Origin of the sequence: Clostridium sp. KNHs205 (genome assembly GCF_000702945.1) — a bacterium.
GTDB lineage: Bacteria > Bacillota > Clostridia > Lachnospirales > Lachnospiraceae > Anaerocolumna.
On sequence record NZ_JNLE01000005.1, the window covers coordinates 671,401 to 686,726 of the forward strand.

Annotated in this window: 7 protein-coding genes and 1 pseudogene; 3 read left to right on the plus strand and 5 right to left on the minus strand. The window is 41.5% G+C overall.

Annotated elements, in window-relative coordinates:
* Positions 1–103: 103 nt before the first annotated feature.
* Entirely contained in the window at positions 104–7,858 is a 7,755-nt protein-coding gene (locus BR73_RS27840) for an Ig-like domain-containing protein (protein ID WP_051685501.1), read from the minus strand.
* Positions 7,859–8,446: 588 nt separating this feature from the next.
* On the opposite strand from BR73_RS27840, the gene BR73_RS0122570 reads away from it, so the two are divergent.
* On the plus strand, positions 8,447–10,186 hold the full coding sequence (locus tag BR73_RS0122570; RefSeq protein WP_033168110.1) for a cache domain-containing protein: 1,740 nt from the start codon (positions 8,447–8,449) through the stop codon (positions 10,184–10,186).
* 163 nt (positions 10,187–10,349) lie between these two features.
* A complete protein-coding gene (locus BR73_RS0122575) occupies positions 10,350–11,123 on the plus strand; it encodes a hypothetical protein (protein WP_033168111.1) in 774 nt (257 codons plus the stop codon).
* A 362-nt stretch (positions 11,124–11,485) separates the two neighbouring features.
* On the opposite strand, the gene BR73_RS0122580 is transcribed toward BR73_RS0122575, so the two are convergent.
* Together BR73_RS0122580 and BR73_RS0122585 are read right to left on the minus strand one after the other, a co-directional pair.
* Entirely contained in the window at positions 11,486–11,665 is a 180-nt protein-coding gene (locus BR73_RS0122580) for a 4Fe-4S dicluster domain-containing protein (RefSeq protein ID WP_033168112.1), read from the minus strand.
* 23 nt (positions 11,666–11,688) lie between these two features.
* Complete coding sequence (locus tag BR73_RS0122585) at positions 11,689–12,060, minus strand: pyridoxamine 5'-phosphate oxidase family protein (RefSeq protein WP_033168113.1); 372 nt, start codon at positions 12,058–12,060, stop codon at positions 11,689–11,691.
* Positions 12,061–12,435: 375 nt separating this feature from the next.
* Between BR73_RS0122585 and BR73_RS0122590 the strand changes: the two genes are divergently transcribed.
* Positions 12,436–12,939 (plus strand): Rrf2 family transcriptional regulator, encoded by a 504-nt coding sequence (locus BR73_RS0122590; RefSeq protein ID WP_033168114.1) that lies wholly within the window; start codon positions 12,436–12,438, stop codon positions 12,937–12,939.
* A 57-nt stretch (positions 12,940–12,996) separates the two neighbouring features.
* On the opposite strand, the pseudogene BR73_RS0122595 reads toward BR73_RS0122590, so the two are convergent.
* Together BR73_RS0122595 and BR73_RS29830 are read right to left on the minus strand one after the other, a co-directional pair.
* Positions 12,997–14,862 (minus strand): annotated as a pseudogene (locus BR73_RS0122595) (thioredoxin domain-containing protein); the annotation flags it as partial.
* A gap of 27 nt (positions 14,863–14,889) precedes the next feature.
* Positions 14,890–15,051 carry a DUF255 domain-containing protein gene (locus tag BR73_RS29830; RefSeq protein WP_084719487.1) on the minus strand — a complete coding sequence of 54 codons (162 nt, stop codon included), beginning with the start codon at positions 15,049–15,051 and terminating at the stop codon, positions 14,890–14,892.
* Between the last annotated feature and the right edge of the window lie 275 nt (positions 15,052–15,326).

The following is a 15,326-nucleotide window of genomic DNA, read 5'->3' on the forward strand; positions in this document are numbered from 1 at the left end:
TAGTTTCAGGAATTCTTTAAATAAATTAATACACAAATCAAATATTGATTTATAGGATTTGCAATACATGAGAAAAGGGCCGCCTGTTGGCGGCCCAAAAACTTTATTTAACTGTTACTTTGATTTTTTGTGTATGTTTTCCGTAGGTTATCACCACATAATCCGTACCTTTTGATACTGCTTTGGCTCTGCCGGTGGTCTTATTGATATCAACTATGGATTTTTTTGCAGTGGAATAAGTTATGCTGTTTGCAGTGTATCCATAACCTTTTACAGCAAAGGTAAATATTTCACCTTTCTTCATGGAATTCGTTTTCAGTACTACCTCTATATACGCCTGCTTTACTGTTACTTTTTTGGTAAAGGTCTTTGTTATGCCGCCAATGGCCGCAGTAACTGTTATGGTAGCAGCTCCAATACCTTTGGCAGTTATTTTACCTTTGGAGTCTACTGTGACTGCTTTTATATTGCTTGACTTATAGCTTATGCTCTCTGTAACCGCTCCATTAGCAATTGCTGCCTTTACCGCCTCCGGAATTTCCAGCTTAACTGTTGTGGTATTTCCGGTATTCCCGCCAAAATACAGCGTTGATGATGGAACTGCAGCCTTTAGCTCCTCTAATTCACTCTCTAAAGAAAGCTTATCTTCTAAAACAATCACATAATCAGAGGCATGAACAAACTGAAAAGAGGTGTTTCCTTTTGCATCGACTTTGTTTATGGATTGAAGTTTTAGAGTCTTAGTCAGCGGGTCGTAATAATACAGACTTGCAAATTTACCAGCGTTACTCTCCTTCAGCTGAATCTTTAGTGCTGCCTGGAAGCCAAATTCACCGCTATGAGCAAGCTGTAAGGGAACATAAGGTTTCTCACCAGCTGTTTCCTGAATAAGTGTACCCGGTATTGCAGCTTTATTCAGAAGTATTTTAAGATTAACGGCTGCCAGGTTCTTACCCGTTATATCCTTTCCGTTAATAATCCAGCTATAACCGTCATATTTCAGTTCCACACTGATATCTTTTCCTTTAATAGCTGACAGGGCTTCTTTGGGAAGAACGGAATCACTTCCTGGCTGGATTACGATATTTTCTTTCTGCCCTTCCTCTGCTGCCTGTCTCAGGTATTTTGCAATATCCTCCCAGCCTTTTATATTATCTGCGCCTTGGATTCCTGGTTCTGTTGCCGGACCAGGTGTTTCTGTAGGAATCACTGTAACCGTTGGTGTGGGTTCTGCTGAAGGTGTTGCAGTTATCCCAGGTGTTACTGTAGGTGTTGGCGTCCCTGTAATTACAGGTGTTACTGTAGGCGACACCGTAGCTGTCGGGGTTACTGTTACTGTAGGGGCTATGGTTGGGGCTACAGTTGGTGTGCTTGTCGGGGTTGGTTCTGCTGTCGTTGTCGGTGTTGCTGTCGGCGTTGCTGTTGCTGTCGGTGTTACTGTTGCTGTCGGTGTTGCTGTTGCTGTCGGTGTTGCTGTTGCTGTCGGTGTTGCTGTTGCTGTCGGTGTAGTACCTGCTTCTGATACCTGCCTGATAATAATTGCGTTCAACCTGGAGGTATTTCCCGTAGCAAAATACATGGAAAGCTGCCCATCGGTCACAATTACATTGCTTACACTTCCAATATTATAGGTATTTGCCGCATTGCTTACTGTAAATACAGAGGCAGCGTTATCTACGGTTACCTTCACACTGCTTTTGTTTGCGGAACCAGAAGAAAAGTCAATTTTATAAGTACCATTAGGAAGGTCAACCAGGAAAGTTTGCCCATCAGGAAGTACGAAATCTGTATAAACTTTGGCAGGAAGTATTCCCTTTTGTGTAAACACCTCCGTACGACCTTCAATTATTGCAGCACTATTACTAAAACCATAACCTTTGGCTGCTGAATACTCAATTCCCAGCTGCTCTGCCGTCTTTTTAGCACCTTTTGCATTTACGGTAACTCCGGTCCATCCGATTTCAACATTACCGGTACTGATACCAAAGTCAAATCTCCATAATGCCTTATAGTCTACATATACGGTAATAGCAGCTGTCCCAGAGTAGTCTGCAATAGTTCCGGTAACTGTTATATTGCCCACGGTCTTAAGTGATTCAGCCGCTGCCTCTATATTCCAGATAACAGGCACGCTTAATTTATCACCTGATTTGAAGTTTGCATTTACCGCTGTGGGAAGCAGGGCCTTTAATTCGGCTTCCGTACTGTTAAGTGCCGCTTCAACACTTTGGATTTCATCAAGGCTTACAATGTAATCCTCTTTAACCTCTACCTTCATCTTTACAGTTCTGGTACCGAACTTTCCGTCAGAAGTCTTTAACTCTGCCGTTGTTCCCTTTGCTTCATAAATACCAGTACGTGATTTATCAACTCCTGTAGTATCCCAGGTAACTGCTGCTTCCTCTGCCGTACCGTTTAAGAAATGGAAGGTTACCTTTGCGGGGAGAACGATGGAGGTTTCATTTTTTACAAGATAATGGGTATAATAAGGTTCTGTCTCACTGGTCTTTGTATATCCCGCAAATTCATATCCTGTAATAATATTCGGTATTACCGTTACGGTTTTCGTAATTTTAAGTGTATAACCATTTATAGTTGCTATTACCTGATAGGTCCCCGGCTCTTTCAGGTTCAACTCTGTAACATCCCAGGTAACGCCGGCTTCTGTTTCTTTGTCATTTGAGTCTATTACCTTTATGGCTGCCGGTAATAGTGCCGCCACTCCGCCTGCGGGCACAGGGGTATCTTCTACTAAGTCCTCAAGTTCAAAGTCTACTATTGAAGTCAAATCCACTGCAGTCTTAACCTCCAAGGGTAATGACAGATAAGAGGACTTTCCTTTTATTACTGCTGCTACGCAATACTGATAAGCAGTATCGGAAGCCGCCGTCAGATCCTTATAGGTAAGAGTATCTTTATCCACCGTATCAAGGAGTTCAAAAGCCCCCTGCTGTCCTGTTCTTCGCAGTATCTGATAGCCTTCTGTCTCATAACCATAGATACTATCGGAAGCTGGCGTAAAGTTAAATTCTACGGAATGGATACCAGCTTCCTTTAAGCTCAGCTTTGCAGTCTGCACTCCTTCTGTCAATAAATAGTCCAGATTAGCCGGCTGGTTATAGCCAACATTCTGCCAGGCGATACCCATACGGTAAGCATCATTTTCCATAAGGCAGGGAATAACATAATCCGTATAGATGGTTGAAGTATATATCCTGATCTTACTGTTATCCGCAGAGGCTCTTGCTATGATTTCTTCTCTCCAGTCACCCAGAATATCTGCTACCAGCCCCAGATTACCTTTCGTACCGTTGCTGGTATAAACCTCCGTACTTTCAAAGAGTTTTTCCGATATGCTGTCTGTATAATTCCATTTAGTAATGTTGGTACTGATGGGTACATAAGCACTGTTGTTAAAGCTATGGTTCTGTAATTCGCTTAACAAATCTCCATCCCAGAAAAGTGAAAAGTTCACATCCGGTGTTCCATTGGATATCTTAATAAAATTCTCCAGGGTTGACAGGGAAGAATAAAGTCCTCCGTCCGTACCGTCCCAGGCAGGATTTGCCCACATTTCCGCCCCTTCATAGCGGGGATCCACATCTGCTGCTACACCACGTCCGGTATCTACACCGGTAAAATACCCCCATAACACTTCGCCGGTTTCCGCATCATGTATCTCTACCTGGTATTTGGCATTGGAATGCTCATGTACAGAGAAGATTTCAAGTCCAGGATTGGAAGGAATCCAGTCGGATACATGCATGGCATCTCCATGTCCTAAACCGGTGGCATATTTTAAGCTTCCGTTATGGTCTACGATCAGGGCACCATATATAATCTCATCTTTCCCGTCATGATCCAGGTCATTTATGGAAAGTCCATGATTACCCTGGGCTTCTGTTTCACCATATATACTTGCCGGATAATCATTGGTATCAAATTTCCATCGCAGCTGAAGCTTATCGCCGATTCCGTCGTTATTGGTATCCACAAAATCAAAAGCAGTCAGGCAGGATCTGGTATAGTATCCACGGCAGAACACAGCACTGGGCTTCTCACCATCCAGATAAGCAACTGCTGATAAGAATCGGTCTACACGATTGCCATAAGCATCTCCCCAGTAGGAAACATCCCCTCTTACAGGTATATATTCCGTGGTATCAATAATCCTTCCGGTTTCACCGTCAAAGATTGTCAGATATTCCGGTCCGTTTAAGATATAACCGGAGGTATTCCTATAATCATTGGAACTGCTGACAGAAGAGGTAGGTAATGCTGAAGCATTTACAACTCCTACATATCCGGTTTCAGTAAGGACATCGTTCACATTCTGGTAAGAGGTGCTGCCGTCGGCAGTTTTACAAATCAGCTCTGCACTGCCGTCACCGTCAAAATCCCATACCTGATACTGGGTATAATGGGCACCGGAACGAATATTAACTCCCAGGTCAATTCTCCACATTAGAAGGGCTTCTCCTGTAGCAGGATTGATATCGTAAGCATCCAGTATGGTAGTACCGGTATAACCGGCTCCGGAGTTATCCCTGGCATTGGAAGGATACCATTTGACTATAAGTTCATAAGCACCGTCTTTATCCAAATCTCCTACGGACATATCATTGGCTGTGTAGGTACAGCTTGTTCCGTCGGGCATTATCTGGTCTTCTGGTTTATCTAGCTGCATTTCTATGAAATAATTGTCCCAGACAGCCGTTGCTATCGCTTCTATGCCTGATGATGTACCATCGGAACTTCCTGTTACTTTATATACATCACCGGAAGTACCTGACGCATCCACACAATTTGTTACAGAAAGACCGGAGATTAATATCTCATTATTTTTATAGACTGTAAAGGTAGTATTCTCTGTATCACTCTCTAAAAGTCTCCAGCTTAAATATACCCCTGAGGTCAGTTCATTCCCTTCTGTATCCTTTGTGGTTACATTGATTTCACCACCCTTATCTCCTGACAGATCTACTGCTACCAGACCTCTGTCAGAGAGCACCTCTGCTTTCTGTCTGATAAGGGAATCTGTTATGGGAGTCTGCAAGGCATCGGATTTCTCCCCTACACCGCCTTTTCCTACCGCTTCCACTTTGTAGTAATAGTGAATATTGGTATCCAGGTCACTGTCAGTATCTGTATAAGAAGGTGCCGCTGCTTCTCCTACTTTCTGAAAGCCGGTAAAACCTTTGGCTCCTTCAGCTTTGTCAGAGCGGTAGATGTTATAGGAAATTGCACCATTTACTGCCTCCCAGGAAATTACGATATTCCCTTCTGCTGCTGAAACACAGGTCAGATTAACCGGTTTAGCCGGAGGTGGTGAATTAGAGTCTGTCATTTCGATGGTTAAGACAGAGCTGGCTGCCGATTCTGTACCATCAGCTGTTACAGCCGTTACATAATACTGTCTGGTCTCACCGATGTTGGCCACCATTGCCCTTGCGTCCAGAGATTCCCTGTCGGCTGCCGTAATGGACTTAACAACAGTAAAGTTTAAGTCAGTGGAAGCTTTCTGATATACCTTATAGGAAACAGCTTCGCTTACTTCACCAAAGCTTATGAGGAAGGTAGCATTCCGCTCGGTAAATTCAAGTTCTGAATAGGATACATTGGCCGGTGCCAGTAATAAAGGTGTAATTTCCATACCATTTATATAAGCATTGGTACCTCCTACTCCTAAATTCAACATCCCATCCGTAACCCTGACCACAGCACTCAAGGTACCGATTGACTGCCTTGCAGAAATTGTTCCAATAGCTGCTCCTTCTGATGTGTAGGAAGCTTTAATGGTACTGGCGGTAGACAGCAGATCACCTGCATATATTTTCAGTTCATAATCACCATTCGGTAATTTTACCGTAAATTCACCTGCTCCCAGACAGAAATCATCCGTCATGGCATTGGAATCGGCATTGCCGTTATTTCCGCGGTACCGGCCTCCATTGGGCGCGGTAATCCAGCCGTATCCCAGTGTCTCAGAATAGAGCTGGGTGCTGGTTACCTGATTCCAGCCCGCGAGTACCGGGTCAGAGGCCACATTGTCAAAGTCGTATCTATACTGTGCAGATTTGGTGGTTACGGCGAATTTCTCTGAGAACTCACCTAATCCGAACTCATTAAAAGCTCTGACAGCGTACACATAGGTTCTTCCGCCCACGCAGTTTTTATCTGTATATTTAACCGTAGAACTTACAGAATACTTTTGTGCCGTTGAAAAGTCCACATTGTCTATGGTCTCACCCTCCGTAAGTTCCTTTCGGTAGATATAGTACAGCTCCGCACCTTCCGCACTGTTCCAGTTAAAGCTTACACTGGTTGCTCCTACCGTAGTAACCGTCGTTCCGGTAACTGCTGCCGGAAGGGTGGTGGGAGCATTAAGCTCTACCGCTCCCTTCAATGCATCAAGCTGTGCATCGGTACTGTAGCTTCCAATCAGCTTTGCCACACATTGGGCAAACTTATATGCGCCATAATACTGGAGATGGGTAGAATCTGAAACACCACCGGCATAAGCGCCCTCATAATCGCCGGCTGCCAGATGCAGGAATAAAGACTTGCTGCCCTCCACACCAATACTTTCACACAAGGCCAGGGAAGCACCCGTTAAGTCCAGTACCGGAACTCCCTGGGCTGCGCCTAAGGTTAACATAGCCTGCCTGTAACTTTCAAAGTCACTGTTAAAGGTTCCGTCGGCCTTCGGGCTGTACCTGGCTACCGGGGTTACAAGGACAGGGGTAGCTCCTCTCTGTCTGGTCCCGTCTATGTAATACTGTAAAGCCTCCGGGAACTCTGCCGGTGACACATAACGATTTGGCCTGGAGGTTGTGGCATCATTATGTCCCCATTGCACCAGTACGTAATCACCGGGATTTACGTCCTCCAGGAGGTCATCCAGTTTCCCTTCGTCTATAAAGGACTTGGAGCTCCTGCCGCCGATTGCCCTGTTTTCAATTACAACGTTTTCGGTTTCATAGGTCTGGGCCTGGCTGTAGTTACAGTCAGCTGTTTCATATTCGCCTACAAAGCTGCCAAAGAATTTGTGCATTACCTGACCCCAGCCGGTCTGAGGATAATAATATGCATCATAGGTCTGCACTGTTGAATCGGAGGCAATAAATATTGTCGGTTTCGCTACTGTTCCATTGGTTGCCTGCCTGATTACGGATACCTTACTTACATATACCTTACCAGGAACTGCTGAAGCTTCCTGGGTGGCACTGCTGGCTGCCAGGAATTTCAGATTCAGCTGTCCGTCCACCAGTACCGCAGTTATGGTTGATGTTACCGAACCTCCCGGAACTACCGTAATACCGGAGGCTTTTGTTATATCCTCTGCCTCCAGATATGCAGTATAGGCTGTATCTGTTGGATTTACCAGAGTGATGCCTATATTGTAATCAGCATTCTCAAGATCCATACTGAATTCCGAAGTATTTTCATAGGTGTATACACCATAACCGCTGCTTTCTGTTTCTGTCCACACCTTCCCCGATATTTCCAGTACGTCTGCACTGATTGCTCCTCCTGACACAGTATTTACATATCCGGCAGCTTCAGTATATACCGGAACTCTTGGGTTATATACCCCGCTAACCCAGCCCGCTGCTTCATTTGGATATGCCACATCCTGAAAACCAACTCCTGTATCGGGTGTATAAACACTATCCTTTGTTATATCTGTGCCAAAGTTGTATTCGGCAATTAATTGTTCCTCTGCATAATGCGCATAGCCTGACGTGTTCCCACCGATTTCCTGTGCAGCTACCGGCAAACCGGTACCGGCTGCATTTCCTGCAGTCATGGTTACAGCCAATAGTATGGCAAGCACTCTGCGTTTTCGCTTTTTCATCCCTTTACCTCCAATCATAATTCTTACCTACAGGCAGCAGCTTAAAGCTTTGCTGCCCTCCGTAAACAAACCCCAAAAAGTTCCTTTCTAAAATTTACAAATCCTATATTAAATCGGATATGTAATATTTTCCATTCAATTTTTATAAAATACTGTTCACTTTCAACTTTGAATAGTGCATATTTTTATAATTCTAAACTTATATCAATTTTTAGCTTGTTTGTTTTTGTTATTTTTTTGACACTTAAATAAAGTAATTATACAATTTCGCTTAAAATACCATTCAAAAAACCAAAAATCCATTTTAAGTTGAAAAATGGATGAAATATACTTCACGGAATACTATTTACAAATCTCATTTATGATTTTTACTTGTAATTTTTGAATAAGATAACTATAATTAATTGAGCTATGGATACTTATACAAGAACTACACGAACTTCATCCCATGATTTTGATCTTGAAGAAATATATGAATCTTTGCTTACAGTTATCTTTTGAGTTTCCAGACTTATCAGGCTCTATAGCCGGGCATGTCCAGATTAACCGATTATAACGAATGACAGAAATGAAAATGGAGGCTTACAAATGAAAAAGACAGACACCAAAGACTTGTTGTTAAAGGACAAGCTGCTTAAGGGAGTTAAGAATATTTTAATTGTAACAGTTGTTGCATTATTCGTAACAGCCGGAATTGCATTACAGATATCCTACGACACAGCCATAAAGGAGAAGGAACAGGGCTTCGATGTGGAAATCAAAACCGCCGTTGATAATCTTATCAGCACCCTTTCAGTTAACTATGCACGTTATGAGAACGGTGAGATAACGGAGGCAGAAGCTTTGGCAACAGCCGAACAGTTAGTCAGGGACAGTCGTTATAATAATGGCAATGGATACTTTTGGGCTGATATGGCTGACGGCTTGTGCGTTGTTCATATGAATCCTGAATACGAAGGTACCATGAGGTTTGAAGCGGAAGACAAAAAAGGTACTTATTACATACAAAATCTTATTAAAGCAGGGGACAACGGGACCTCTTATACAGAATTTTATTTCACCAAACCGGAAAAAGACGGCATCTTTAAGAAAAGAGCTTACACCGAAAAGTTTGAACCATACGGCTGGTATATCAGCACCGGGAATTATTACGATGATATTAACCGTGAAGTATTTAAGCTCCGAGGCCAGCAGGCTGTTTCCAGTGCTTTGCTGATCCTTATAAGTATTGCCTGTGTTTTTGTCGGTACAAGAAAGACCAGCAAAGTTATAACTGGTATCATACAGCCTCTGACACTGGTGACCAGACGACTTCATCAATTGTCTGAAGGTGATGTCCATTCCGCCGGAACGGAAAATATTACAACGAAAGATGAGACCGGGATTCTGGCAGCTGCCGAAAACAGCCTGATCACACAAATGTACTCTATTGTGGAAGACATCACCAGGAATCTCTCAAAAATTTCTTCCGGTGATTTAAGAATTCAGACCGCAGGAAATTATCAGGGCGATTTTATACCTATAAAGAACTCTATCAATGACATTACTTCCTTCCTAAACGAAGCACTGCTCTCCATCAATCAGGCCTCCAGCCAGGTAAAGAGCGGTTCCGTACAGGTTTCCGATATGTCAAAGACACTGGCGGAGGGAGCTAGTGACCAGGCCGGAGTTATTGAGGAGCTGTCCGCTTCCCTGGATGAAATCTCTGCTCATGTAGAGAAAAATACTAAAAGTGTGGACAGAGCTGCGGAATACATAGAAAAGATTATAGATAAAGCGGAAGAAGGTAATGGCCGCATGCAGAACTTACGGACTGCCATGGATAATATCGAACTTGCTTCTGGAAAAATCAGCTCCATTAACAAAGCAGTAGGTGCAATCGCTGCCAGAACCAATCTCCTGGCACTGAATGCTTCCATTGAATCAGCCCGTTTAGGTGCAGAGGGTAAAGGGTTCGCTGTTGTAGCCGAAGAAATGCGCCTGTTAGCAATGCAGTCGGCAGATGCTGTAAACGAAACAGAAAAACTTATCAATACCTCCATTGCAGCAGTTGAAGAAGGTTCAAAAACTACACTTGAAACCGCTTCCTCCTTAAATGATATCAACACCATGATCGACCGTTTTAGAGATATAATGAAAGAAATAGATGGTCAGAGCAGGAAACAAAACAACGAGATTATGCAAATAACCCAAGGCATCAACCAGATATCTGCTATCGTTCAAAATAATGTTGCCGCAGCGGAAGAATGCTCTGCCTTCAGCGAAGATCTAAATACACAGGCAGCTTTATTATTTGAAAATGTAGATAAATTTATTGTGGTAACCTAAGCCATGTCTGAACAATCGTTACTCGTTCCAAATGCAGTGTTTAACCACCCATAAAGTGTGATCCGGTCCGGCACAAAAAAGCTACAGGCACACCCTACAGTTATTCAGCAGTATCCGTATAAAAGGAATCATTACAAATTGGATAATCCGGAAAGAGGTAATTATGAAAACCTATGAAGCAATTGATGTAATCAGTAAAGCTATGATAGCAGATGGACTATGTGAAGCAATTCTTGTTAAAGGCTCCATTGGACGGGGAGATGATGATGAGTTCTCTGACGTAGATATGTATGCGGTTGTTAAAGAGGAACACCTGCAGACCTTTCTGGCAAATAGAATGGAATATCTGGAGAGCTATCTGCCGGTTTTATATGCCAGCCATGTGAATTTTGTTGCAGAACAGATTGTTGCAATCTTTAACAACGGTCTCCATTTCGATTTATATACCGTTACAGCAAACACTCTTCCTCATAGTGACAAAGCCAGGATCATTTACGATCCAGCGGATAAATTCAGTTCCTATGAACCTGAATTTCGTATTATCTCTGTGGAAGAGCTGGTTGAATACTTTAACGAGGCCATGTATTACTTTATAGAGGGCGATGCAGCCTTCAGGCGCGGAAATTATCCCTGGGCACAGCATATTATGTCCAGTACCATCAGCTATAGTGCTATTTTACTCCGCTATCTTTATGACAAGGATTATGCTTATTTAGGGCTTAAGAAAATAAATGAAATCATTCCTGCCGAACAATTTGAGTGGCTTTGTGGCGCAGCTTCGGGAATGAATAAAGAAAGCGCTAACAAAATCATGGATTGTCTCATCAAGATACTGGATTATATCATTGATAACTATCCTACAGAAATATCAGAGAAGTTTAATCTTAAATTTTATTACTGGATAAAAGAAAATACCGGAATATCACTATTCCGGTAAGATTTGAGAATTTTTATTACTTTTATTACTATCTAGCTAACATTTAAAATAAAGTCGCATAATATTAAAATTTTGTTAATCTCCAAATTATGTAATATAGAAATCGTATCGACATCAAAATTATAAATATCGATTATATTAACATCAAAATTATGAATATTTAACTCATATTAGCATAAAAATTATGAATATCGTAATCTTATTAACATCATAATTATGAATATCGTAACCATATTAACCATCATAATTATATTAACATATAACTATATCAATATCTTAACTATATCAAAAGCTGCTATTTTAAAGCTTCGCTTCACATTAAATTTGTTGAAGTGATACTTTGAAATAGCAGCTTTTATTCTCTATTCTTGTTCCAGGATACATTTCTTAGGACAGGCAAACTGACAGGCTCCGCAATCTACACAGGCAGTAATATCAACCCTCCGCTTTCTATTCTCCCCCTCTTTGATACATCCTACCAGGCATACTCTCTGGCAGGTGCCGCATCCAATACATTCATTCTTATAAATAATTCTGGGCATACTGCCCTCCTTAAAACGATTCTTTACAGTGTCTGTTTGCAGGCTTCTACTGTAATTTCCAATACTCTGGTAAGGAAAGGATATTTCTCCTTCATTCTGCCAAAGTCCTCTCCTTCTTTCAGAAATTTAGCTGTTCCTTCCAGTAAGAAGCCTGTCCCCATATACTGATATCCCATTACTTCCTTGCTGCCCAGTGCGAGCTTAACCCTGGGATTACTCTTTATATTATTCTCTGTATGAAGCATAGCAGCTGCAGGAATAAGAATTCTATTATCTTCTGTTATGACCAAATAACTGTTCCAGGTATTTACTACATGTGCTTCATTATCTGCACAGGTTACTATGGATACCACTCCTTCATGATTTAATACTTCTAAAAATTTTTCTGAAAACATTTGATTATCCTCCATTCGATTTCTTGAATTGATGTTAAAATAAATTTAGATTGGTTATTTATGTAATTCCTGGTGGTATGCTATTACCGACAACTGCTGAAAGATATATTGAATCAAATCGCAGATACACATAATCGTCGATAACTATTATCTTTAATTATATTATAATGTTTCTGCTCATTTGTCAATCTATTATTTTTAGTTTTATTTTTATTTGCTGACAACTTGAGATGTTGAGATGTTTTTAACAGCTTCAAATATGAAATCAAATTTATATACTATCCATTTTATTTATAAGTGTCTCTTGAAGGAATGTTCTGATTAGGCTATTATTATATGGTATAAAGTGCGCGGGACGCACGGATTGGAGATAATATGAAATTTTCTGTTGGTGTAGAGTATGCAATGCATTGCTTATTATATATGGTTAATTCGGAAGCTGGAAAGTCCGTCGGTATAAAAGATCTGGCAGCTTTTCAGGGAATCTCTGAAACCTATTTGTCCAAGGTCTTTACGAAATTAAGTAAAGGAGGCATTATAAAATCAATTCCAGGTGTCAACGGAGGTTATGCATTAGCACGTCCGGCAGAAGAAATAACCTTCTGGCATGTGGTCGAGGCGGTTGAAGGAAACGAGTCTTTCTTTCAATGTGCGGAAATCAGGCAGAACAACATTCTGCTGGATAAAGATAATCTGCCCGACACACACACACAATGTCCCTGCTTAATCAAAGTGGTTATGCTGGAGGCCGAAAACGAAATGAAGAAGTATCTAAGTACCAAGACTATTGCCTGGCTCTATAACGAAGTATACCATAAGATACTTCCCAAAGAATTTGAGACGGCTACCCTAGAATGGTTTAATAATACGAAAAAATAATGAATGGAGCAGCACAAACGGAAGGATATATGCTCCTGTTTGAACTGCTCCTTTGTTTTATAACTCCATAAGTTCCTTCAGCGCAGAAATATCATAAACCGGCCTTTGGCAGCTTCTGTTCTGACATAGATAATAAGCTGTCCTGTCTTCTACCGGATAATCTTTGGTAAAAGGAATCAGCTCACCAAGCTGCTCGTCATTCTCTGTACTCTTTACCACAACACTTAAACCGGGAAGATAATGACGGTTTAATAACTCCTCTAAAGCTGATGTATCTCCGTCTTTTGTGACACATACCAGCTCTTTGCCGGGCTGTATGAAATCAAGCATAGCTGAGAGTGTGAAACTGTGTGACAAGGGATGATCAATAACCCCGGAAAGATACTTTATCTGAAGCTCAGCTGAATTTATGAATTCCGTATCTCCAGTCAGATCCCCAAGCTTCTTTAATGCAAATGCTGCCGCAGAATTACCGGAGGGTATAGCATTATCATCTACTGCTTTGGGCCGGTAGATCAGACTTTCACTGTCTTTCGCACTTAAATAAAATCCGCCTTCCTTTTCATCAAAGAAGAAAGCAAGCATTGTCTTTGCATAACTGACTGCAAGCTTAAGATACTGAATATCAAAAGAAGCTTCATATAAGGTTAGCAATGCAAGACAATAAAATGCATAATCCTCAAGATGTCCCTCTCCTTTACTGCTGCCGTCTCTGTAACGTACTTTTAGACGCCCTTTCTGAGATAGATGCTCTTCAATAAAGGCAACCCCTTTTTCAGCCATTGAAAGATATTTTTTTTCTTTTAATACTCTGTAGGCTTTGGCGCAGGCTGTTATCATAAGACCATTCCAGGAGGTGAGAATCTTATCATCCTTGTGAAGCTCAGTCCTTCCCAAACGGTACTTATAAATCTGGGGGGTCAGAGCATCAATTCTTTCCTCCAGAATGGTCTCAATGTTACCAAGTTCTAGTGCAGGGATTCTATTCGGAATGTTCTTTCCTTCAAAATTACCTTTTTCTGTTATATCAAAGTGTTCATTAAAGTACTTTCCATTATCCTTACCCAGTAACTTTACTGCTTCCTCAGGCAAAAAGGTATAATACTTCCCTTCCTCTCCTTCACTGTCTGCATCCTGGGCACAGAAGAAACCGCCTTGGCTGCTTCTAAGCTCCCGTTCCACATAAAGCAGAATTCTTTCTGCAATATCACCGTAATGTCTCTTTCCAGTCAGCTGCAGGCATTCCAGATAGGAAAGGGTCAGCAGGGCATTGTCATACAGCATCTTTTCAAAATGAGGCACCAAAAAGACTGAGTCTGTAGAATATCTGGAGAAACCGTATCCTATATGATCAAATATTCCGCCCCGATACATAGCATCCAGTGTCTTTTCTACTATAGTGAGTACTTCTTTCTCTTTGTAATAATGGTAATATTTAAGCAGGAACATCAGATTGTGAGGTGTGGGGAATTTAGGCGCTCTGCCAAAACCACCATTGGTTTTATCAAAATACTTCCTAAAAGCTGCTGCACCGGAGTCTGTCAGCTCTCTCAGGTCTACTTCTGATTTTATTTGTTCCTTCTGTTGCATGGCCTCCATAATTTCATCACCGGATTTTAACAGCTCTTCTTTTGAGTTGTCCCATGCTTTTTTGACCGCTCTTAGCAGATCTGTAAATCCGGGCATATTATACCTGGAGTGCTTTGGAAAATAAGTTCCCGCATAAAAAGGCTTCTGATCCGGAGCCATAAATATACTTAGCGGCCACCCTCCTTCTCCAGTAAGACTTATACAAGCTGTCATATATACATTATCAATGTCCGGTCGTTCTTCTCTGTCCACTTTTATTGCTACAAAATTCTCATTGAGGTATTCGGCAATTTCCTTATCTTCAAAGGACTCATGTGCCATTACATGGCACCAGTGGCAGGTAGATTTCTATAACCAACGTTAAGAATACCCAATAGATAAGAAAATTGGCTTATCTTCTGCTTTTGCTTTCGTAAATGCTTGTTCACACCAAGGCCACCAATCAACTGGATTATAAGCGTGTTGAAGTAGATAAGGACTTTTTTCATGTATTAATCTATTGGGTATCTTGCTAGTTGTCATAGGGCATCACCTCCTTAAATAAAGATTTAACCTTATTATACCCAAACAAAAGGTGACTATGTAAGCCACTTAGCCACTAATTTTTATTTGAACTTACTCTCAATCATCAAACAAGTAAATCGCCATGGACGGTTATTTCCTACGCTTTCTTGAATATCCTAAAAAAATCTGTCTTACCAATTTATCTTCTAAAAGCTTATTTTATATTCCAGGGTATTGTATTTCCTTGCTCCAAAATTCCGGGCCCGAAAGGTGTTGTTTCTCCTGTTTCTGGA